The following is a 22,937-nucleotide window of genomic DNA, read 5'->3' as shown; positions in this document are numbered from 1 at the left end:
ATTTTTAAAAAGAATTTGATTTTTGATGACATATATAAAACTTTTATGTCTTTTTTTTATTTAGCCTTATAAAATCTAAAAAAAGCTCGCCTAGAGTTAATTTTTCAGTAAAGGGGTTGTTGTAGCAATCGATACTGTTGACGAACTTCACAATTCACCAAAGGAAAGATAGCAAGTTTATGGAGTTTTTGCTAGTAAAGGATTTGAGGCGCTGGAGTTTCAATACCCCTTACAGCTTGAGGCGGGTTGAAAGAGCCAGCAAGGGTACAGCTTAAAATCGCTGGTATTAGTTTCAATATTCCTCACAGCTGAGGCGGGTTGAAAAGTGGGTAAAGTTTTTTCGCACTAGGGAGCTGTCATTTCCAATGTTTCTGCAATGAAGAGCTAGTTGAGATAAACTCTACTATGTAAAGTTTCAAAATAAAAAGGTGGGTTGAAAGGAATGTCACCTTCCCAATTTCTATGCTTCTAGAAACTGAGTTAAAATTGCGTTCCTAAATTCAGGTTCAGCATAGAATTAAGGAAGGCAAGTTTGTTATTGAAGAGGACATTAATTTGTCAACGCGGACAAATAATTTGACAATCGACAAAAAGCGGGCGATGGGACTCGAACCCACGACGTTCACCTTGGGAAGGTGACATTCTACCACTGAATTACACCCGCTAGCAGCTTTTAGCCAAAACTTTAATATTACTGTACAGCATATCATTATTTATAGCTGTTTTCAATTGACTAAAATACACACTTTTTTGCAACTGGCGATGCCTTCTCTTTCAGAGACGCTACCGCGAAGGGCAAAGCTTCGCTAACGCTTATCAAACTAATCCTACACTGCACAAATGAAAGTCAGTGTAGGGATTATCTGGTCTAGAGAACAATGTCTTGACCCCGCTCAGTGAAGCGAACTTCTTTAATATTCCATGCAGCATTACTTGTTAAGGTTTTGCGAAGACTACCAAACAAAGCAAATTGTTCGCAACTAGAAAGAGAAGCTATTTGTCGCTTTGACTCAGGAGATATCCGCAAATCAACTGTAGCAACGCCATTTTTGACGTTGACACGATACCCAGACAAGCTAAAGTCACTTGTATCTCTTTTTTCTATGATTTTACCCACAGCATTTGTTACTGGTTCTTCAGCTGGTACTGAAATTTTTTCTGGAACTAATTCTTGACATTGAACATCACTAGTGTAAATTGTCACGTCTGTAGTTTTAGTATTAGCAGCTTTAGAAGTAGATGAAGAAGGCGTATTTTCTCCAGTAGATTCTTGATTTGGAGATTTTTCTCTCAATTGAGCAACACTAGGAATTTGGCTAGAAGTCCGAGATGATGGAGTATTTGTGGGTGTTGTAATAGGTTCTGGGGATAATGTGGTGTTTGGTGTTGTGGTGGGAGATGGCGTTTGGCTATCAACATTATTAGTGGTGGAGTTAGAATTACAGCTACTCAGACCAAGAACAATTGTGACAGCGATCGCGGATAAAAGATATCTCTTAGATGTCTTCATAATTTTCCTCAAAGGTTACATTACTGCTATCAACTTCAATATTGCTGGTATCAATTCCGCATAAACTTGTCAATTTTGAGCCAGTCTCTAAAGTGTCAACTTGGTATCTATAAAGCAGCAATTATCTTCCAAGGAACGATGTTGATTGCACTAACGAGATCCCCGACTTTTTCAAAAGTTCGGGGATGTAAAACTAGGCATCTGAAGCATATCAAACACCATTGCTATACAACCCTATAAAGTCTAAAATTACATCTCTCTTAAGGATTGACTTTGTAATATCTAAATGAAGTTAAGTAAAATCCAAAAAGCTTAGACCGATGGATATTGTTCTCAAGATTGATGACAGCTAAGTAAATTTGGGTAATTATTAGATAAAATAAACCAAATTTTAATACTTTTAAGGCAAGACAATGAATAGATGCTCTCAAGAAAAAACATTAAGAAGGCAAAACACTATTCTTGCTGCTAAAAACTTTTTAGCGGAAATGGCTAAAGATGCTAGTTCAGAAAACTTGAGATTTATTGCTGATAATGTGGGTGAGATTGCACTATTTTGGCATTTGATTCAAAATCCAGAAGAAATTTCTTCGCTGGAGTTGAAAATATAGTTGAAGTATTAGATTAAAAGTAGGGAGTGGGGAGTGGGGTAGGGTTGAAGAAATTTTTACGCTTCTGAATTCTACTATATTATTGAACTAAGCTGATACTTGAGGAAAGGCGAGCTACCATTTCCGCGCGAGAGGAAACATCAAGTTTGCGGAATATCCTTTTTAAGGCTTGCTTAACAGAATTTTCTGTAATCCACAGAGTTGTACCAATTTCAGCATTGGTTAGTCCTTTTGCTACTAGTTCGGCAATTTGAATTTCGCGTTGTGTTAAAGAATTAGCATTCAGAGAATTGAAAAGTTTCGATTGCAATTGTAATGTTGCACGCCAAGTTGATATATGAAGACACAAGGCGTTTAAATCGGCTAATTCTTGTGCATTAAAGCTGGGAGTATTTCGAGTACGAGTCAGACCAATAGCGCCAATTAGGCGGCCATTACCAACAACTGGCCCAATCATGACATGATAGTGGTCGGAACGCGGGCAAATAATCTGCCATTCTCCAGGCGCTAACAATAATTCTTCATGAACTACGGTGTGATGTTCAACTAAGTAGCGCAAAAGTGGATTATGTTTTAAGGAAAATGCCAATCGCACTATACGAGGAATGTTTTTCTCAAATTGCCAAAGGCGATCGAAAAAAAATATCCCAGAACGTTCAGCAGCGAAATAGTCACTAAATTTACTGATGACTTGCGATCGCAATTCTTGTTCATCATGAGCATGAGCGATGGCATTAAATAAAGATTGTAAAGAATTTACCATAATCTTAGCTGCTAAATGTACTCGTTCGAGGACTAGGCGTGGTCGTAATACAGACATTATTCTACCTGCATCACAATTGGAAGAATAAACATGTCCCAACACACCCGCAGCAATGTACTTGTTGATACTCAATTTGTCTTTGAACACTTGAATCACCCGAATATCCGCTTGATTCAAGCAGACATGAATCCAGAAACCTATAATACTGGACACATTCCCGGCGCTGTCTTTTGGAATATTACTACTGACCTTCTGCTACCTGATTACCGCATTAATTTTGACTCAGTTGCATGGCAAAAACTCTTGGAAAATTCTGGTATTACAAATCAGACTACTGTTATTACTTATGGTGATTTTGCTGCAACAGGCGCATGGTTATTTTGGCTTTTCAAAGTCTTCGGTCACAATGATGTGCGCGTTCTCAATGGTGGTTATCAAAAATGGCTGTCGGAAGGCCGTCCAGTAGCAGTGGACTCACAAGCCATCCCACCAAAGGAATATCAACTGCAAACTCCTGATGCAAACTTGCGAGCATTTTTTGATGATGTCCAGCAATCTATCGGCAAAACAGATGCCATTTTAGTCGATGTTCGTACACCTCAAGAATATAGCGGCGAATGGTTTTTTATGCAGCCACCCCAAGGAACGGAACGCGGAGGTCATATTCCTGGTGCGGTTTCTATGTATTATGAATTAGCTCTCAATGAAGATGGAACTTTTAAATCAGTTGAAGAATTGCAGACACTTTACACCAGCAAAAATATTACTGCTGATAAACAAGTAATTACTTATTGTGCTGTTGGCGGACGTTCAGCCCATACTTGGTTTGTCTTAAAATATTTACTTGGTTACACAAAAGTCCGAAACTACGATGGCTCATGGAATGAATGGAGTCGAATTCCGAATATAGCTATTGAATAGTTTTTAAGGAAGTGCAAAAAATAAACAACAGCTTGAGGTGGTTGACTGTTGACCGTTGAAGGTTCACGGTCAACAGTTAAGATTTTTTCTTTAGTCATGAACGTTGTTTGCCAGAGATTATTGGGAAATATAGAAATGATGTTAACTTCAGATCCCTAGCTGGCAAATAACAAGACTATGATTTGTAATTTGATTTCTGTAGAAAAAGATACCTACGAATCGCTGCAACAAGAATTAGTAGAACTGCGTCAAGTAGTTGCCAGTTTTAAAAGTACTAAATCTTCCAATTCCCTAAAGTTTAGCCAACAGCAGATGGGTGTATTTATTGAATCTATCCCTGCTGCCATCGCCATATTCGATGGCCAAATGCGTTATCTGTTCGCGAGTCGGCGTTGGCGAGAAGATTATAATTTGAGCGATGGAGACATCATCGGTCGTTCTCATTATGAAATCTTTCCAGATATTCCCCACTATTGGCAAGAAATTTATCAACGTTGCTTGGCCGGAAGCATTGAGGAATTTGAAGAAAATATTTTCCCCCTTGGAGAGGGGACAATCAATTGGGTGAAATGGCAAATAAATCCTTGGTACAAAGACTCTGCTGAAATTGGTGGTATCATTATTTTTTCTGAAGTTATTACTGCTCATAAGCAACTAGAAGAAACTGCAATCTGCCATCGTCAACAAGCAGCCGCTCAACTAAAAGAAAAAGAACAATTTCTACGCGGTATTTATGATGGTGTCACTCAACCAATATTTGTAATTGACATTGTAGATAACAAAGAATTGCGTTATGCTGGCTGGAATTCAGCAACAGAAAAGATAACAGGAATTAACAACGCAGAGGTGATTGGTAAAACTATAGAATATGTACATGGTAACGTTGAAGGTCAAGAAGTGCGCCAGCGATTTCAGATATGCATAGAAACCGGTATTAGTATCAAATATGAAGAATGTTTGACTTTCCAAGGTCAAGAAACGTGGTGGCTAACTACTATTAATCCTTTAAAAAATAGCCAAGGTAAAGTTTATCGACTGGTGGGAACAGCGTTAAATATAACAGAACGCAAACTAACCGAAGAAGCACTCCAAGCTAGCCAACACTTCATTCAACGCATTACAGACTCTTCTCCTAATATTCTCTACATCTTTGATTTAGAACAACAGCGTAATATTTACGCAAATCAAGAAATTGGCAAACTTCTTGGCTATTCTAATCAACAAATTCAACAGATGGGAATACAAATTCTACCCACAATTACTCATCCAGATGATTGGAAAAAAATTGTAACTCACTTAGAAAATTTTAGTAACGCCAAGGATGGCGAGATTTATGAATTTGAATTTCGGGTTAAACAAGCAAATGGTGAATGGCGCTGGCTATACACCAGAGAGACAGTATTCAACCGTAGTGCTGATGGCAAAATAAATCAAATTCTTGGCGTTTCAACTGATATCACTGAGCGCAAACAAGCCGAAATGCAACTACAACTACAAGCCCAAAACTTAGAAAATACTCTCCGCGAATTGCAACGCACCCAAAGCCAACTGATCCAAAGTGAAAAAATGTCTTCACTTGGAAATATGGTTGCGGGTGTTGCTCATGAAATAAATAATCCCGTCAATTTTATTCACGCTAATCTGATTCCAGCCAGTGAATATACTCAAGATTTATTGCGTCTGCTAGAACTTTATCAACAACATTTTCCCTATCCTCCAGAAGAGATTCAAGCAGAAATCATCGCTATTGACCTTGATTTTCTCAAACAAGACCTTGCAAAACTCTTTCAGTCCATGACTATAGGAACTCAAAGGATTCGTGAAATCGTTCTCTCGCTGCGAAACTTTTCTCGTCTTGATGAAGCGGAATTTAAAGATGTAGATATTCATCAAGGTATCGATAGTACTTTGATGATTCTCCACAACCGCTTGAAAGCAAAACCCAATCATCCAGAAATTGCTGTAATTAAAGAGTATGGCAAACTTCCTTTAATTGAATGTTATCCTGGTCAATTAAATCAGGTATTTATGAATCTTATCACTAATGCTATTGATTCTTTAGAACAATCATTTATAGGAGAACAAGGACAAATTCGCATTTCCACCGAAGTTTGTGATAGTAAATGGGCAATTATTAAAATTACAGATAATGGTTTGGGCATTTCCCAAGAAATACTTCCCAAACTTTTCGACCCTTTCTTTACTACTAAAGATGTTGGCAAAGGTACAGGACTGGGGCTATTTATTAGTTATCAAATCGTGGTAAATAAACATGCTGGATATTTGTCTTGTAACTCAATACTAAGGCAAGGAGCAGAATTTATAATTCAAATTCCCATTAGTCAGTCATAAAAGATAAGTCAGAATTTAGAATTGATTATCAATTAGTGATAAACGGCTTATTTAAAAAGTTGGGGATATTAGCGATCGCCAATGATTGAGATTTGCTATAGTTGGGTTAACTCTAGAGGCAAGGAAGTAATGTTACTTGAACTCAAGCAGCTAATTGTACCTGTTGGTCATCAGTTATTGATTAAGGGTATATCCTGGCCAGAATACAAAAACATTTTGGCAGAATTGGGGGAGAATCGCAGTTCTCGGATATCTTACAGTCAAGGGGTGCTAGAAATAATGGCTCCATTACCAGAGCATGAAGTAAGCAAAGTTATTATTGGAGACTTACTAAAAGCTATCCTAGAAGAATTTGATATTGAATTTTGGAGTTTAGGATCTACAACTTTTGATGAAGAAAAAATGGACGCTGGGGTAGAACCAGATGATTGCTTCTATATTGAAAACGAGGCTGCTGTTAGAGGTAAAGATAGAATTGACCTAACAGTAGATCCACCCCCAGATTTAGCAATCGAAATTGATATTACCTCCCGCACTCGTTTCAATAATTATCAAGTATTAGGAGTTCCAGAATTATGGCGCTGGAATGGTAAAAAATTAGAAATTAATATACTGGTTAATGGAAAATATATAGAATCTAATAACAGCCGTATTTTCCCTAACTTACCTATTGTTCAAGTGATTCCTGAGTATCTGAAACGGTGTAAAACTGATGGCAGAAATACAACAATGAAAGCATTTCGCGCTTGGTTAACAAAGAATATATAATTTATTATCTGAAAGTAGTTTTTAGAATATTAAATTACCTATAATACATAGTTAAACTGTGTTAGCACGGTTATAATATCGGCTGACTTGTTTTTAATCCAGTACTCCAGAGTATTTTTTGGACAAGCTGAGGTGGCTATAAATGCTTTAACAACCAGTCAATACTAACTTTTTTCTAGAAAACGAATGACTAAAAGACGACAATTTTTAAAAGGAGTAGCAGCACTTTCTAGCTTGTCTTTAACTAGTTGCGGTTGGAGGCTAGCTCAAGTACGTGCAAATTCTTCCACTTATAGTCGAAGCGACCAACTTTATATCTATACTTGGACACAATATACTGACAAACAATTACTACAAACTTTTAGTACTCAAACTGGCATGAAAGTGCTGGCGGATGTGTATGATTCTAACGATGTGATGCTGGCGAAGTTGCAAGCTGGAGGTGGTAGCGCTTACAGTATTATTTACCCATCTGATTATATGGTACAGAAGATGGCAGATAAAGATTTATTAACAGAAATAAATCGCGATCGCTTAATTGGTATCGAAAATTTATTTCCCCGTTTTTCTAATCCTATATATGACCCTAATAACCGTTATAGTATTCCTTTTAATTGGGGAACAACAGGTTTTATTTATAATTCTGAAAAACTCAAAGATCCTCCACAAGATTGGGATTATCTTTGGCAAAATCAAGACAAACTGAATAAGCGAATTACTTTGCTCAATGATGTGCGAGAAGTAATGGGTGCAGTATTACGGATGTTGGGTTATTCTTACAATTCCAAAAATGAATCAGAAATTAAACAAGCTTACGATAAATTAAGGGAATTGAAACCTGCGATCGCTTCTTTTGATACAGATGCTTGGCAAAATCAAATTCTCGGTGGAGATTTAATTTTAGCAATGTGTTATTCAGCAGATGCAGTGAAAATTTCTAAAGAAAATCCAAAATTCAAATATGTAATTCCCCGCAGTGGTTCTTCATTGTGGACAGACACTATTGTAATTCCTAAAACAGCCCCTAATTTAGCTGGAGCATATGCTTGGATTAATATGATTTTACAACCAGAAGTAGCAGCCGAAATAAGTCAACGCTTAAATATTGCTACACCTAATAAGGCTGGATTCGAGCAATTGCCAAAACGAATACAAAACAATTCTAATTTATTTCCCCCAGAATCACTTTTAACCAATTGTGAGCGCATCAGTCCTGTAGGAGAATTTGAAGAAATTTACGAGCGCTACTGGACTCAATTAACCAGTGGCTAATTGAGTTTTTTATTTCATCTAAATTGAAATAAAAATTGATTGATAAATATCAAATGATTTTTTTATATTTAAAATATTTTTTAAATCAAGCATCAATCCAAAAATATCAACTTGGCAAAATTAGGAGTGAGGAATGATCGATATTCAAAAAAATGACATTTCAGAAATAGCAGAATTGCGTCGTCCACAAATAAATTGGCTACAACCTTTAGTTTTACTTGCACCTTCTGGAATTTGGTTATTACTTTTGTTGGTGCTACCAAGTTTGATCATTTTTGAGTTAAGTTTGGTTGCAGACATTCGACCGGGAGATGTGGTTAATCCCGATGGATTCAAAAACTATATCCGGATCTTCGACCCCCTTTACTTACAAGTAATCTTGCGATCGCTATTGTTTGCTTTTGGTACTACAACCATTTGTTTAATTATCGGCTTCCCTGTGGCCTATTGGATTGCTATAGTTGCACCGAAGCGATGGCGAAATTTGCTGTTATTAGGCTTTGTTTTGCCTTTGTGGACTTCTTCGTTATTACGTTCTTATGCTTGGATTACAATTCTTCGCCCTAGTGGTTTATTAAATAGTTTATTAAACTATTTTGGCTTGCCTAGTTTGGAATTACTTAATACCAGTCCGGCTGTATTAATTGGTATGAGTTACAGCCTTTTACCCTATATGGTTTTAATTTTATATGCCTCTTTGGAAAAGCTAGATAAGCGATTGTTAGAAGCAGCAGCAGATTTAGGTGCAAATCCGATGGCAGCTTTTTTGAAAGTAACTATACCTCAAATTTTTCCAGGAATTGCAGCTGGTTCCATGCTTGTATTTATCACAGGCTTGGGAGATTTTACTGACCCTGAATTGCTTGGTGGTGCTTCGAGTATGACAGCAGCGCGATTAGTTTATAACCAGTTTTTGGGAGCAACTCAAAATTGGGGATTTGGTTCAGCTTTGAGTATGACATTAATTTTAATTGTGAGTATTGCCATTGCTCTTTTAATTAAGTTTGGTGAAGCTACACCCAAACGCTAAGTTTTTCAAGTTTATACTTCTTCAAGCAATTAATGATTTGCTGCTATGACTAAATGATTAGAATTATCGGGTGCATTGTTAATTAAATCTTTTATTTTTGAGAGAAATTCATGCTCTAAATAAGGCTTAGTCAAGTAATCATTAGCACCCAATTGTTTAGCTAACTGGCGATGTTTTTCAGCACTACGAGAAGTGAGAATTATCACAGGTATTTTTGCAAAATTTGGATGTTGTCGTAAATTACTTAAAAACTCAAAACCATTCATTCTAGGCATCTCTAAATCAGAAATTACAACCTGAATTTCTGGATGTAACTGTAACTTTTCTAAAGCTTCTACACCATTTTGAGCTTGTATTACTTGATAGCCAGATTTTTGTAAAGTCAGAGAAATAGTTTGGCGGAGACTAATGGCATCATCTACCACTAAGATAACTTTTGGTATTGGATTATTCGATTCTAAAGAATAGCTAGATTTGGTTTCTATAGTATCAGGATTTTGTAATGGTATAGACAATAAAGTTTGTGTTGATGGTATTGGTAAAGATTTTTTATTGACGTGAGAGTCTGTTGGTGAACCGATGATATCAAGTGTTGTTGGTTGGATATTGCCTAACTCTAATAGCAATGAAGCATCAATCACTAAAATGAGGTTACCATTAGCTAAGCTACTACAACCATAAATATATTTTGGTGGTGCGATCGCATTTCCTAAAGGTCTGATTACTAGTTCTTGTTCGCCAATAATTTGGTCAACTTCTAAAGCAAATAATCCTTGATTTTTCCGCAGTAAAAGTACTGGGTTTTGATTTATATTTACATCACGATTATTATATGTGTTATGTGGAGTAGCACTATTAAATAATGAACCATGATAAGAAAGCAACTCTGAAAGTTGACGCAGGCTGACCATAGTCTCATCCTCGTCTACATTCCAATGCAAAACTTTTTTACCTTCAATTTCTTTAATCTGCTCATCATTAGGAATCAATATTTTTTCGATGCTACCCAAAAGCAAGGCATAAACAATACCTCTGGCTTGAACTAGCATTAGTTTTTCAGTGGTCATAGAAAAAGGAATTTTGAGTATGAATGTTGTTCCTTGATTGGGTAAAGATTCAACTGAAACTGAACCATTGAGTGTGTTCATCTGAGTACGCACAATATCTAAACCCATACCGCGTCCAGAGATTTCACTTACTTTTTTAGTAGTAGTAAATCCCGGTGAAAATATTAAATCTAAAAGTTCAACTTCCGTTAGATTATCAGCATAGCTTTTGGCTTTGTCTTGACTTTGAATGTGATAAAGTTCAACAGCTTTTTGACGAATATTTTCTAAATTCAATCCCCCTCCATCATCCCGAACTTCGATAACTGTTTGGCTACCTTGATGATAGGCGCAGATTTCAATTAAACCTCGTTCTGGTTTACCCAACTCGCAGCGAATCTGTGGAAGTTCAATACCGTGGTCAAAAGCATTACGTACTAAGTGTAACAACGGATCGTAGAGTTTTTCAGCGATCGCTTTATCAACTAGTACTTCTGTTCCCGAAAGTTTCAATTCTACAAGTTTGGCGTAAACATTCCCCAACTTATTCACCATGTGGGGAAAACGATTCAAAATATTGCCCAAAGGCAGCATTCGTGCTTCTACTAAATTATCTATAATATTCAGAGTTAAATTTTCTTTATTACCACTGATTTGAGCAGCTTGATTCATAAGCAATTCAAGAGACTCTGTGGTTTCTTGGAGTTGCAGTGTCTCTTCTATGGCTTCATGCAATGTCATCTGAAATTCTGTATATACATCCATTTCCAGAGAATCAAACTTCACTGCAAAATTTGGTGTTTGTTGCGAAGCAAAATTTTGTATTTGTAATGGTAAATCGCGTAATTCATTTAAAATTGTTTGTTGTTTAGCAAGTCGCTGCATTAATCGTTCGATTATTTCTTGGATTTGTTCATCTTGCAAAGCCCGCCGTTTTTGGAAAATCAGCAATTCTCCTGCTAAATAATTCAGATTTTGTAATTTATCTGTGTTTACTCTAATAAAAGAAGGTTGACGAGAATTTTTATTGGGGGAATGTTGCGATTTATGTTCTATTTCGTGATTAATTGATTGAAACGAATCAGTAATAGTTTCAATTATTTTCTGTGAAACATTTATCTGTCCCCAAGAATTACCATTTTCAGTATTCACAACTTTAGTAGTAACTTGTTCCTCAGATTTTTCTCCCCATATTACTTCTAGAAGATTATCGCTGTTTTCAGAAAATGCGGATTTAGATACTTCTTTAATAACTAGAAGATTTTGTAATTTGGGACTATCAAGCCAATTTTTTTCTTTGCTAGTTACAGGAGGATAATTTTTATATTTTTTTGCTAATTTATAAATCTTGTTTTGCAAAATTTTCACTAGAGTGAGGTAATTGTCAGATTTATCAATATAATATTGAAATTTGGCAACTGCAAACAAAATAATTAAAATAATTCCATTACGATAAATGCAAAGACTTTGGCTATCTTCTTGCTCTTGAACAAAAGCCAAAAATTTTGTCAGCCAATTTTCAATATAATTGAGCAAATTTGTTTTCGCTGATTGAGGAACGAGTAAAGTCAAACTCAGTTCGGATTTTGATATTCCCATTTCGTGATGGAACCAGCCAAAAATGTAGCGAATAACTTTGAGATAAAACTTGGCTGTTGTTGGTTTGACGCATTCATTTTTCTTGTTATCTGATGTAGTTAAAAACTGATAAAATTGTTCCTCATTAAAAATAACTGTGTCAAAAGACAAATTATTTTCTAATTCTTCAGAACCTTGATTATTTGCGACTGTTGTAAGTTGTTGCAAACAAAGAGAAACTTGTCCTCCAGAAGTGCGATCGCCTCCTAGTACCAATTTTTGTGCTTGTTGTAAATCTGCAAGGGCGATTTTTGCAATTTGCTGTACCTGGGTGGGGTTTGCTTGCAACGCTGACACAATTGTTTGGGATATTTCACCCAATCCAGGTAAATTTAGAGATTCTGCTAAACCAAGAAATACCTCAGCTTGAGATTGTAAAAATTCTATAAATTCAGCATCCGTTGGGGGACGTTCGATAGCTTCAGCAATACTATTTAGACGTTGCTGTACTCCCACTTCAAAAACAGACTGTACAATATCAAACCCCAATTCCTCAGAAGTAGGAATATGAGTCTCAGCACCAAACGCATCACCTAGTTTTTCTTGCAGCTGTGCAAAAACTGAACTTGCCCGTTGGAGTAGTTCTTCATTATTAACAATACTTCCTATTAGCTCGGTATTTAATGCTATACTTAGACACTCATAAGCTTGGATTAAAAGTGTTTGTAATTCATCATCAATAACTACATTTGGATTATATAAACTCTTAAATACATCTTCTAAAAAATGGGCAATCATCTTGATAGTTTCTAGTCCAACATTAGCAGCACCACCTTTGAGGGTATGGGTAGCCCGCATTAAATTATGAATGTTTGCAGTGGTATAACCTTCAGATAATCTAAATAATTCTTGTTCAATAATCTGCACTAATTCTGGGGCTTCTGCCAGAAAATAAATGTATCCTTGTTCGCGAATTGAAGTGTCGGTAATCATATTTTGGATTTTAGATTTTGAATTTTAGATTTTAGTTTTACGAAAGATTGAACGAGTAATTTGTTTGGATTATCGTGTAGCTTTGATAGTTCTGAACATCAAAACTTATCGAGACAGATTTTAGATTTTATTTTTTTGATTTTGGTTTTTTTCTTTCTGGCGTAAAGTTTTGATTGATGCAACTGTCATTGCTAGAATTTCAGTGTTTTCTGACATTAAATTTCTAACTTTTTCTAGTGGCAATAGCCCAATCTCAACAATAAGTTCCATCCAATAAAGACTTTCATCCGCTTCTTCCTCTACTAAACTGAGTTTAGCAATGACATCAGCTGTTGACTTACCACGACAAGCTGAACGATAGTTAGCTCCCACGGATGTTGCTGAACGGATTAACTGCTTACCAATTACCTCGCTAGTTCGGCTCTGTGGAAGGGCTTCTACTAAGCGGATTACTCGCAATGCTAACTGCTTGGTTCTCCGCTTAAAATCCTCTTCATTCATAATCCAAAATCTAAAATCTAAAATCTAAAATTCAGTTGACTTTGAATTTACTTGCAGTCGTTAATAACTCTTGCGCCATTCCAGATAATTCTTGAAAGACCGTAGCAATTTCTTGAGATTCTGCAAAAGTTTTATTCGCAATCTCAGCAACATCTTGCATTGATGCAGTGACTGTTACAGATTGCGTCATTTGTTGTTGAGTTGCTGCGGTAATTCGCTCGATTAACTGACTAATTTCAGCAGTTGCAGAAACGATCGCATTTAAGTTTTGGCGAGTTTCACTTACCAAATTTGTGCCTTCTACTACCTGCTGAATACCAGTTTCCATTGCTACTGCAACTTCCCCTGTTTCTGTTTGAATCTCCTGGACTAATTTTTCAATTTCGATGGTTGCTGCGGCTGACTGGCGAGATAGAGAACGCACTTCATCGGCTACAACTGCAAAGCCTTTGCCATATTCACCAGCACGGGTGGCTTCAATAGCTGCATTCAAAGCTAAAACGTTTGTCTGTGTGGCAAAATTACCAATCAAGTTCACGACTTTGGAGATTTTTTGCGAAGATTCACTCAGACGTTTAATCTTTTTGCTGGTTTGGGCAACGGTTTCGCGAATTCCTTGGATGGCTTTGACAGTTAAGTTCATTGCCGTATCGCCAGAGTCTACAGTTTCGTTAGCTTGTTGTACTGCCAGCTGTACTAACTGGGCACTGGCCACTACAGCTTGAGTGGAGTCCACCATCTGTTTAATGTCACTTAAAGCTGCGGTCATTTGTTCAGATTGGTGTTGCGCTGAATGAGTTAGGCCTACCAGTGAAGCATTGCTATTGCTGGAAGTTTGGGCAACTTTTTGGGCTGCTAGTTGTACCTGAATAACTATTTGCCTTAGCGCTTGTAGGGTATTGTTGTAGGCGTCTGCGATGGTGCCTAATTCATCTTCTGTAATCGGTGCGCGTACTGTTAAATCGCCGTTAAGGGCTGGTCTAAGTGCTGTGAGAAGTTGAATCGATCTTTGTTGGAGTAATTCCTTAGCAGCTTTTTCCCGTTCTGCTGCTTGTGCTAATTTTTTTGACTGGGCTTGTAGCTGTTGTAAGTATTCAGTTTGTTGTAATGCTAGCCCGAATTGGCTACCAATGCGGGCTAATAAAGTGACTTCCGATTGTTCCCAATCACGAGTTGTAGAATTTTGATAAGCTGCTAGCAAACCCCACAATTGTTCCCCTGCAAATACAGGTACGATGGCATAGGCTTTAACTTCAAATTGTTCTAACATATCAATATGGCAGGGAAAATGACCTACCTTATAGATGTCATTGACAACAAAGTTTTCACCTTGGGCATATCGTCCCCCTTGAGTTTCTTGTAAATGGGTATCTTCCCAAACAGTTTTGATATCGGGGCCTACAAGTTTTACCCAATTATGACCCACAGACTCCGCTACAAATTCGCCACTCCAATTGGGATTAAAACGATAGACAGCGACGCGATCGCATCTTAATAATTGACGTACTTCATGAGTCGCTATTTTAAATATTTCTTCTATATCTAAAGATTGGCGAATCCGGTTAACTATCTTTGTTACCGATTTCTCTTGTTCGGCAAACTGAGACAATTGCTGAGATTTTACTCGCAGCTGTTCCATATATTCTGCTTGTGATATTGCGACACCAAATTGCAAGCCAATCTGCACTAAAAAATTAACTTCCCAAGGTTGCCAATCACGAGAACCAGAATTTTGATAAGCTGCTAACAATCCCCATAATTTTTCGCCACAAAATACAGGAACAATTACATAAGCTTTAACTTCAAATTGCTCTAACATCTCAATATGGCAAGGAGAATGACCAACTTGATAGATGTCATGAGCAACAAAACTTTCACCTTTAGTATATCGCCCACCTTTATTTTCTTGCATGTAGGTATCTGCCCAAATAGTTTTAATACCAGGGCCTACCAATTTTGTCCAAGTATTACCCACTGACTCAGCGACAAATTCACCACTCCAATCAGGATAAAAGCGAAAAACCACAACGCGATCGCATTTTAATAATTGCCGGACTTCTTGAGTAGTTGTTTTAAAAATACTTTCTATATCTAAGGATTGTCGAATGCGGTTGACTGTCTTAGTGACAGTTTTCTCTTGTTCAACTATTTGAGAAAGTTGTTCAGATTTTGTCTGTACTTGTTCGAGATATTCTCCTTGGGTGATAGCCACACCAAATTGCAAACCAATCTGAGTTAAAAAACTTTCTTCCCAAGGTTGCCAATCGCGGGGGCCGGAGTTTTGATAAGCTGCCAATAAGCCCCATAATTTTTCTCCAGAAAATATAGGGGCAATGATGTAAGCCATCATTTGGAATTGCTCTAAAATATCAATGTGACATTGAGCGTGTCCCGTTTGATAAATGTCTTTAACTACAAAAGTTTCACCTTTGGCATAACGTCCTCCTTGGGTTTCTTGTAAGTGGGTATCTTCCCAGACCATTTTAAAATCAGGCCCTACCATTCTTACCCAATTATTACCCACTGATTCTGAAACAAACTCGCCACCCCAATCAGGCCTAAAGCGATAAACACCTACGCGATCGCATTTTAATAGTTGGCGGATTTCCTGTGTAGTTGTTTGGAAAAGTTTATCAACATTTGATATCCGCAAAATCTTATCGATGACTTTAGCTGCTGATTTCTTAGCTTGTGTTTGTTGTTGCAGTTCTTTTTGAAATTCAAAGCTATGCAATCTGTAAGTTAATTCTCTGGCAATTTGATATAGTAGGCTAATTTCTCCCTCTTGCCATTGCCTGGAAGTAGAACAATTATTGACTGCTAATAATCCCCAAATTTTACCTTCTACTAAAATTGGTAAAGTTAAACTGGCTTTGATTTGATATTTTTCCAGTAGTTGCTTTTGATGGGGCGTAAGTTGTATTTGACTGGTATCATCAATAGCTACAGACTCTAAATAATCTTGATTCGTATATAAACCAAAAATAATCCCAGGAATATTTTCCCCCAGAGTCGGCGTCCAACCTAGCGTTCGAGATTCTGCTAACACATTACCTGATTCTAGGGAATTAAATTGATAAATTAAAGCGCGATCGCACCCTATTTTTTCTCTAATTTGTGTTACAGTACTTTTCAGTAGAGTATTAAAATCTGTAGCCTGACGCATATGAATTGTAATATCATGTAACTGTGTACGCCAAGTTTTAAATTCATGAGCGACGGCATTTAATAAAGAAATTTCATCTCTAGCAATATTGGCTACAGTAGGGCTACCATTCTGATTTTCCACTCCAGGGATTAAACGCTCGTGTTCAGAGTTATTGTGATACAAAAATGTCATTGAGTCTACCTCACAATTTGTTATGATTGATAATTAAATAATTGGAATTTAAAATCGATTTGGTATTTATTTGCTACCAAATTATTAATTTTGAATTCCCCACATGGGAGCTTGGATAATCGTAGTTGCATCCAAATTAAACATCATCTGCTTGGCATCATTAATAAAATAACCATGCAAAAAAGGTGAAATTTTGGGATAAAATAAGTCAGCACTAGGAGGCTTTATTTGGTTAATATCTAGCCATTCAATATCAAGAAGTTGTCTGACCAGTACTCCCAGATACTTACTTTCATTTTCCAGAACAATCGCCATCATTTTTGAAAGTAAATTTGAGCCTTGAGAAATTGGAGGATAACCTAACATCGCATCTAAATCTACTAACCAAAGCATCTCACCACGCCAGTTATAGATACCCAAAACGCAACTCGACATCTGAGGAACTCCACATATTTCTGGCAATGATACTTGCACAACTTCTGTGATGTGTTCTAAAGAAATTACGGCTGTATCTTTTACTCCCAAATTAAAACTTAAAAATTTTTTCTTGGTTTCCAAAGCTAGCAATCCTTTGTCATTGATATTTTTGATTCAGCACTATTTAGTAAGTACAGTTTCAGACTGTATAAACGACAAACTCAAATAGTGACATTTATTATGGTTGGACTAGCAAAAATTAATTACTAGTTAATCAATCGTTTCAAAATTTCTAGTAATTCTTCTCGAACTACTGGCTTAGATAAATAGCCTTCAGCACCCAACATATTACCCCAAATTTTATCTACATCACTATTTTTTGTAGAACAAAAAACTACGGGAATTTTGCTGGTGTTAGGGTTATTTTTAAGTTCTCGGCAAATTTCAAAACCACTTTTACCTGGTAAAATTACATCAAGAAATATGACATCAGGCTTATTTTTATCAATTTTATCTTGAGCTTCTTCACTACTTGTGGCACTAATCACAGAATAACCTGCCTGTTGTAAGTAACGGCTGATTATTTCCATATCAGTTAAGCCATCTTCAACAACTAAAACAGTATTCATGGCAACTACCTATTCAACTTTCTTAAAATGGGAACACAACTAAACCTAGACGAAAAAACGTGAGTGACTCTACCTGTTTTGAGGACACAAATTAAAGATTTTAAATTTTGAATTTAATCTAAAATCAGCACGCTCAAATGATATATACAAATATGGTATTGTCGAACAAACATCAATCAGAGATTAAAGAATAACTAATACCAATTACAATTTTATGCATTAATAAACTTCAGAAAATTCTAGGTTTTGAAGTTTGAATTATTGCTTAATTGAGGATAATCAGTATAACTTCTTTAGCCGCCAACAAGATGTTACAATTCAAGTAGAATTGTTAGAAATACAAAAACTTGTATTTATTTAATTTTGATTCAATGTTTATGTATAAACCTCAGAAAAAGTACGTAACCAACATAATTTAATGCTTTTATTCTAGAGGCTCAATATGTGGGAAAATTTTAGAAAATCAATATCATTTACTTGATAAATAGGGTGTAATATCATCTTTGCTTGATTACATATTAAACCCGAAAAAACCAAAGAGCTAAAGCTAAGCTTTGTCTTCCCTGCCCTTATACCATTTCACGAAATACCTGATACAGATAGATGGGTAGGGGCGTACGGCTGTACGGGCGTACAGCCTATTCATGTGTTCCAAAGATTTTTGGAAATGGTATTAGCAAGGGGAGGGAATTAAGACCAGTGGCTGTGGGAATAATAACCAATTATGATATAAGACCTTAATTAAAAATTATATGAATAGATGAAAAAAATAGATGTAGTTTAGAACCACACCTAATTATGTATTTTAAATTTTGGATTCTAATTTTTTATTCATCACCCCCAGCAATTTAACGATCGCTGAGTTCGGCAAGTGTATTGTTGGTAAAATTTTTTGTTATGGCTAGCCCTATTCACATTCTGATGTTGATAAATCAAAATTTTCTAATTAATTAAACAATTTGATGATTCATCATCAAGAAAAATTACTAATTTGCTAATTAAAAACCTCCACATTGGATTTATGTTTTTCAATGGGTACGGTGGATGTTGGTAAATATTTTCGTACTATACCCATTACTTTATCAGGTACCACAGGTTTAGTTAGAAAATCTGTAGAACCCACCACCTTGGCACGAACTCTATCTAAAAGACCATCGCTTCCTGTTAATATAATCACTGGCGTATTGGCAAAAGCAGAAATTCGTCGCAACTGAGTGCAGATTTCATAACCGCTGGCCACTGGCATAATCAAATCCAAGAAAATCAAGTCTGGTTTGTCTTGAATCAGAGTTGGTAGAGCTTGTACTGCATCTTCAATTTTAATAAATCTTAGTCCGTTGGCAGTAATAATTTCCTCCAGCATTTTACAAACCTGTGGACTATCATCTACGCAGGCTACTAGTGGAGTATTCAGCTTCTTGGGTTGTGAGATAACAGCGTTATTTTTGACCTCAGACGCTACAAAAGGTAAGTCAGGTACTTCCACTAATTCAATGATTCCTTTGAGAATATAAGGAAGCAACGAACGACTTAGGGGTAGTACATTTTGCTTCATTTTCACCGCCAAATCTCGCAGAGTAAATTTGCCGTTGATAAAATTGACAAAATTTTTGTATACAGATGGACTTACTATTTGTTGGAGTTGTTCTGGTCGTCGCAGAACAGGTGCTAAGTCAGGAGAAAAATTTGCTAAACCAGCTTCTGACCACGTTTTCCACGAGTCTTGCATCTGTTTGACAGACATTTCTGCATTGGTGAAATTTATTGGTGTTTCTAAAATAACTTCTTGGCTACGATTGCAAGTGACAGAAACGAAATTTGCTTGCAGAGCTAGGTCAAATAAAAGTTCTGCTATGGTGTTTTCAGCAATTGACTGAATCTGTTCCCTTTGGATTTTCTGTTTTTTATGCAGGATTTCTATGAGGCGATAATCCCAGTAATCCATTGACATATCTTGGGAGCGCAACTGTAATTTATCAATGTCAATTTGAGGGCAATTTTGAACCATCTGTCTACGCCAACGTCGAAAGGGATGAGTTCCTCCTGTTGCCCAAACTATACGTCCCAAGCGATAGTAAAAAGTCCATTGGCTGCCCTTGGAACTTTTAATATTTAATTTGCCATTGTATTGTAGTTGAGTACAAGTTTTAAATTCATTTACTAAGTTATTTGAAACCATCACTTCCGAGTGGGCCATATTTTATTCCTTTTATTAAAAAACTCGCTCTTAAAAAACCCACATTAGCTATTTAGTGGTTAGCAGATATTTCATACATGAAAATATATTTATTACATAGCAGACTAAATCAAAATTATTAAAAACAAGGTAAATAAGCAATATATGGCAATTCCTAATGATTTGTGAAATATTACATGTTCGGGTTATTGACTGTTAACCTTTGACAGTCAACAATCAACACCGATATTTTTCACAACTGAAATAGGAATGCTATGCTAACAGTCTTAGTAGTAATGGTTTATTTAGCAGATGTTGACGATCGCCATACTTGGTTTTGCTCCTAATCTTCCATCATTCCACTGAGTTGCTATAGCCTGCATCACTAAAATTATTTCAGTATCGATAGTTCATTTTAATGATTATCACACCAAAACATATCCGTACAAGTTCTGAATTATTTGTCCAAAAAATCGGATTTTATCTTCCAGATACTCTTCATATTGATTATTATTCTCAAGTTAAAATCATAATAAATATCTACTAAAATCAACAAATATTAATAGATTATAAAGAGTCTGCGATCGCTGTTAATTTATCGCTGATATTTGGTAGCTATCCTAACAATTAGAAATTGCAGTCCAGGGTTATGGAGTAGGCACTGCTTACGGTTTGCTCAAACCCCGATTTTTGCTTTGTAAACAGTGCTTGCTGTGGGATTATGAAGAGTAGTGCTAGCTGTTAGTATATAGCAATTATTAGGATTGGTTATGGTTTTTGTGGCTGACAACAGCTGCTCTGAGATTACCTTGGTGTTGAGAAAGAAGTTGATGGCCTTCGTCTTTTTCTAAACCAGTCCAGTGCATTAATAGAGCTAACTTTACCCACTTGCCACTACGTTCTAATAAAAAACCAGCAGCTTCTCGACTTAAACCTGTGAGGTCTTGTAAAATTCGCAAAGCGCGATCGCGTAACTTTTGATTTGTTACCGCCACATCCACCATGCGATTGCCGTAAACTTTCCCCAGTTTGACCATTACTCCAGTGGAAAGGATATTTAAAGCTAATTTTGTAGCTGTACCAGCCTTCAGACGAGTTGAACCAGCAACGATTTCTGGCCCTGTCAATAGGCGAATGTCAATATCGGCTTCAAAGCTAACTTGTTCGGCGGGAACGCAGGCGATAAAAATAGTAGCGGCTCCCCGTTGACGAGCTGCATTCAGCGCACCGTGGACGTATGGTGTTGTGCCACCAGCAGTGATGCCAACTACCACATCGAACTGTGTAATGTGGCGTCCTGCGATGGCGGCTTCACCATCTTCAATACTGTCTTCTAAATCCTCAGAACTGCGTACCAACGCACCAGCACCACCAGCAATAATTCCCTGTACCAACTCTGGAGGCGTACAAAAAGTAGGGGGACACTCGGCAGCATCTAATACCCCCAACCGACCGCTTGTACCCGCCCCAACATAAAATAAGCGTCCTCCTTGGTGCAAACGCTCTGCGGTGCGTTCAATGGCTTGTGCCAATTCAACTTTCGCCGCCGCAACTGCCGCCACTGCCTTTCGATCTTCGTTATTGAACAGCTCTACCAATTCCAGAGAACTCAGCTGGTCTAGGTTCGCACTGTTAGGATTTACTAATTCGGTTAAAAGATGCCCGCGTTCCTGTAGGTTTGTCATTTTTCCTTTGTTATTAGTCATTAGTCATCAGTCATTAATCCAATGCCCAATGCCCAATGCCGCTCCATACCAAATTACAATAGTCCTTCAAATTTTCGGCGAATTTTATCTAATTCGGAATTAGACAATTCTGATTCTTCTGCTGACTGCTGATTAGCATCTAAGGAGTCTTCAGGACTATCGTCTTTTTCGGCATCTGGTTGCCAGTCGGTTTGTTCAACGTTAAGTTCCGGCGGAGTGACAAGTGAATTAGTGTTTTCTGGGATAATTTCCCAGTCATATCCGGCACTTTCGCAAAATTCTTGGATTTCCTCAGCATTAATGGCCTCTGGTGTAGGTGTGGGGAAATCTTGAGCTTCCAGCATCAGGGCATAACGCGTGGCGTCGTCTTCTGACTCAAACATCAGAATTGTATTGCGTAGCTTGCCGCCTTCGGCATCGCCCTTCCGAATCGTGTGAATTCCCTCATTTTCGGTTCGGGCATTAAACATCAACACAAAAACACGCATAAATTTAATTATCTATATTTTCAGTTCTAGATCTATTTATATTAAAGTTTTAGATTGTGCATCAGGGAAAGTCACACTTATCAATTTTCACTTTCTTGAGATTTTCCTGAAACCACCAACATCCTTCCGCATAAGTATTGGGTCGAGCAAATGCCGTAACTTAACCCATGAGGCCTTGGGTTCAGTTAACGTATCCTGGAAATGGCATACTGAATCAATGTGCCAGTTAATGCTTGTGCATCCTCGCTGCATCCGGCAATTAATACAGTGAAAGGCAATGACTAAATCTCCCAATCAAGATCGTTTCTCCCCCTCTCCGATTCGTAAGCGTCCGTGGTTGCTGGTATTGAGTCGCGGCGGCATCGCTTTAGGAGGAATTTTGTTGATTGGAATTGTCGGTGGTATTTGGCGGTTGTGGATTTTTGTCCAAAAAGAGTTAACGCCCTTGGCACAGCAAAGTCTGACTACAACACTCAACCGTCCCATAGAACTGGGAAAAGTCACACAATTTTCTTTGACTGGAGTGCAATTTGGAGCTTCAGCGATCCCCGCAACACCCACAGATCCAGATCGAGCCACAGTGGAATCTGTGGAAGTGACTTTCGACCTCTTGCAGTTAATTTTTAACCGCCACCTCAAGCTAGATGTTACCTTAGTAAATCCAGATATTTACATTGAACAGGATGACCAAGGACGCTGGGTTTCCACTGAAATCGCATCATCAGGTGAACCCGGCATCATTAAAACTGATTTGGATAAACTGCGGTTTCGCAATGCCAAGTTGGCATTAATGCCGCAGAAGAGGGGACAAGAGGACGCGGGGACAGGGGGACAGG

The 22,937-nt window shown here is 37.3% G+C and carries 17 protein-coding genes and 1 tRNA gene; 7 read left to right on the top strand and 11 right to left on the bottom strand.

Going from position 1 to position 22,937, the window contains the following annotated elements; genetic code table 11:
• Positions 1 to 592: 592 nt before the first annotated feature.
• Positions 593 to 664 (bottom strand) — tRNA-Gly (locus GNE10_RS13650).
• Between the two features lie 204 nt (positions 665 to 868).
• A complete protein-coding gene (locus tag GNE10_RS13645) occupies positions 869 to 1,510 on the bottom strand; it encodes a sporulation/spore germination protein (protein WP_242062102.1) in 642 nt (213 codons plus the stop codon).
• A gap of 413 nt (positions 1,511 to 1,923) precedes the next feature.
• Between GNE10_RS13645 and GNE10_RS13640 the strand changes: the two genes are divergently transcribed.
• The gene (locus GNE10_RS13640) at positions 1,924 to 2,121 is read left to right on the top strand and encodes a hypothetical protein (protein WP_185565636.1); all 198 of its coding nucleotides are present in this window, start codon (positions 1,924 to 1,926) and stop codon (positions 2,119 to 2,121) included.
• Between the two features lie 79 nt (positions 2,122 to 2,200).
• On the opposite strand, the gene GNE10_RS13635 is transcribed toward GNE10_RS13640, so the two are convergent.
• Positions 2,201 to 2,884: a LuxR C-terminal-related transcriptional regulator gene (locus GNE10_RS13635; RefSeq protein WP_185565639.1), complete on the bottom strand. Its 684-nt coding sequence runs from the start codon at positions 2,882 to 2,884 to the stop codon at positions 2,201 to 2,203.
• Positions 2,885 to 2,974: 90 nt separating this feature from the next.
• Here GNE10_RS13635 and GNE10_RS13630 point away from each other — a divergent pair, with 90 nt between their 5' ends.
• The 5 genes from GNE10_RS13630 (at position 2,975) to GNE10_RS13610 (ending at position 9,227) form a co-directional block, all read left to right on the top strand.
• The gene (locus GNE10_RS13630; RefSeq protein WP_185565635.1) at positions 2,975 to 3,805 is read left to right on the top strand and encodes a sulfurtransferase; all 831 of its coding nucleotides are present in this window, start codon (positions 2,975 to 2,977) and stop codon (positions 3,803 to 3,805) included.
• A gap of 177 nt (positions 3,806 to 3,982) precedes the next feature.
• Entirely contained in the window at positions 3,983 to 6,157 is a 2,175-nt protein-coding gene (locus GNE10_RS13625) for a PAS domain S-box protein (protein WP_185565634.1), read from the top strand.
• Between the two features lie 129 nt (positions 6,158 to 6,286).
• Positions 6,287 to 6,925, top strand: a complete 639-nt coding sequence (locus GNE10_RS13620) for a Uma2 family endonuclease (RefSeq protein WP_185565638.1) — start codon at positions 6,287 to 6,289, stop codon at positions 6,923 to 6,925.
• A 186-nt stretch (positions 6,926 to 7,111) separates the two neighbouring features.
• A complete protein-coding gene (locus tag GNE10_RS13615) occupies positions 7,112 to 8,197 on the top strand; it encodes a PotD/PotF family extracellular solute-binding protein (RefSeq protein WP_185565633.1) in 1,086 nt (361 codons plus the stop codon).
• A 133-nt stretch (positions 8,198 to 8,330) separates the two neighbouring features.
• Positions 8,331 to 9,227 carry an ABC transporter permease gene (locus tag GNE10_RS13610; RefSeq protein ID WP_185565632.1) on the top strand — a complete coding sequence of 299 codons (897 nt, stop codon included), beginning with the start codon at positions 8,331 to 8,333 and terminating at the stop codon, positions 9,225 to 9,227.
• Between the two features lie 29 nt (positions 9,228 to 9,256).
• Here GNE10_RS13610 and GNE10_RS13605 read toward each other — a convergent pair whose 3' ends face one another.
• The 8 genes from GNE10_RS13605 to GNE10_RS13570 form a co-directional block, all read right to left on the bottom strand.
• Positions 9,257 to 12,844, bottom strand: coding sequence for a hybrid sensor histidine kinase/response regulator (locus GNE10_RS13605; protein WP_185565631.1), 3,588 nt, complete (start codon positions 12,842 to 12,844; stop codon positions 9,257 to 9,259).
• 120 nt (positions 12,845 to 12,964) lie between these two features.
• Positions 12,965 to 13,345, bottom strand: coding sequence for a four helix bundle protein (locus GNE10_RS13600; protein WP_099070044.1), 381 nt, complete (start codon positions 13,343 to 13,345; stop codon positions 12,965 to 12,967).
• Positions 13,346 to 13,376: 31 nt separating this feature from the next.
• On the bottom strand, positions 13,377 to 16,685 hold the full coding sequence (locus GNE10_RS13595) for a GAF domain-containing protein (protein ID WP_185565630.1): 3,309 nt from the start codon (positions 16,683 to 16,685) through the stop codon (positions 13,377 to 13,379).
• Between the two features lie 84 nt (positions 16,686 to 16,769).
• Positions 16,770 to 17,243 carry a chemotaxis protein CheW gene (locus tag GNE10_RS13590; RefSeq protein WP_185565629.1) on the bottom strand — a complete coding sequence of 158 codons (474 nt, stop codon included), beginning with the start codon at positions 17,241 to 17,243 and terminating at the stop codon, positions 16,770 to 16,772.
• Positions 17,244 to 17,368: 125 nt separating this feature from the next.
• Complete coding sequence (locus tag GNE10_RS13585; protein WP_099070046.1) at positions 17,369 to 17,731, bottom strand: response regulator transcription factor; 363 nt, start codon at positions 17,729 to 17,731, stop codon at positions 17,369 to 17,371.
• A gap of 994 nt (positions 17,732 to 18,725) precedes the next feature.
• Complete coding sequence (locus GNE10_RS13580; RefSeq protein WP_185565628.1) at positions 18,726 to 19,928, bottom strand: response regulator; 1,203 nt, start codon at positions 19,926 to 19,928, stop codon at positions 18,726 to 18,728.
• A 737-nt stretch (positions 19,929 to 20,665) separates the two neighbouring features.
• Positions 20,666 to 21,592 (bottom strand): N-acetylmuramic acid 6-phosphate etherase, encoded by a 927-nt coding sequence (gene murQ / locus GNE10_RS13575; protein WP_185565627.1) that lies wholly within the window; start codon positions 21,590 to 21,592, stop codon positions 20,666 to 20,668.
• Between the two features lie 74 nt (positions 21,593 to 21,666).
• Positions 21,667 to 22,101: a DUF3110 domain-containing protein gene (locus tag GNE10_RS13570; RefSeq protein WP_185565626.1), complete on the bottom strand. Its 435-nt coding sequence runs from the start codon at positions 22,099 to 22,101 to the stop codon at positions 21,667 to 21,669.
• Positions 22,102 to 22,378: 277 nt separating this feature from the next.
• Here GNE10_RS13570 and GNE10_RS13565 point away from each other — a divergent pair.
• Positions 22,379 to 22,937: hypothetical protein (locus GNE10_RS13565; RefSeq protein WP_185565625.1), on the top strand; the 559-nt coding region annotated here is incomplete at its 3' end.

Source organism: Nostoc sp. 2RC (genome assembly GCF_014222165.1).
Taxonomy (GTDB): Bacteria; Cyanobacteriota; Cyanobacteriia; order Cyanobacteriales; family Nostocaceae; genus Nostoc; species Nostoc linckia.
Note: the sequence above shows the minus strand (reverse complement) of the source record. Positions and strands in the feature narration are given on the sequence as shown.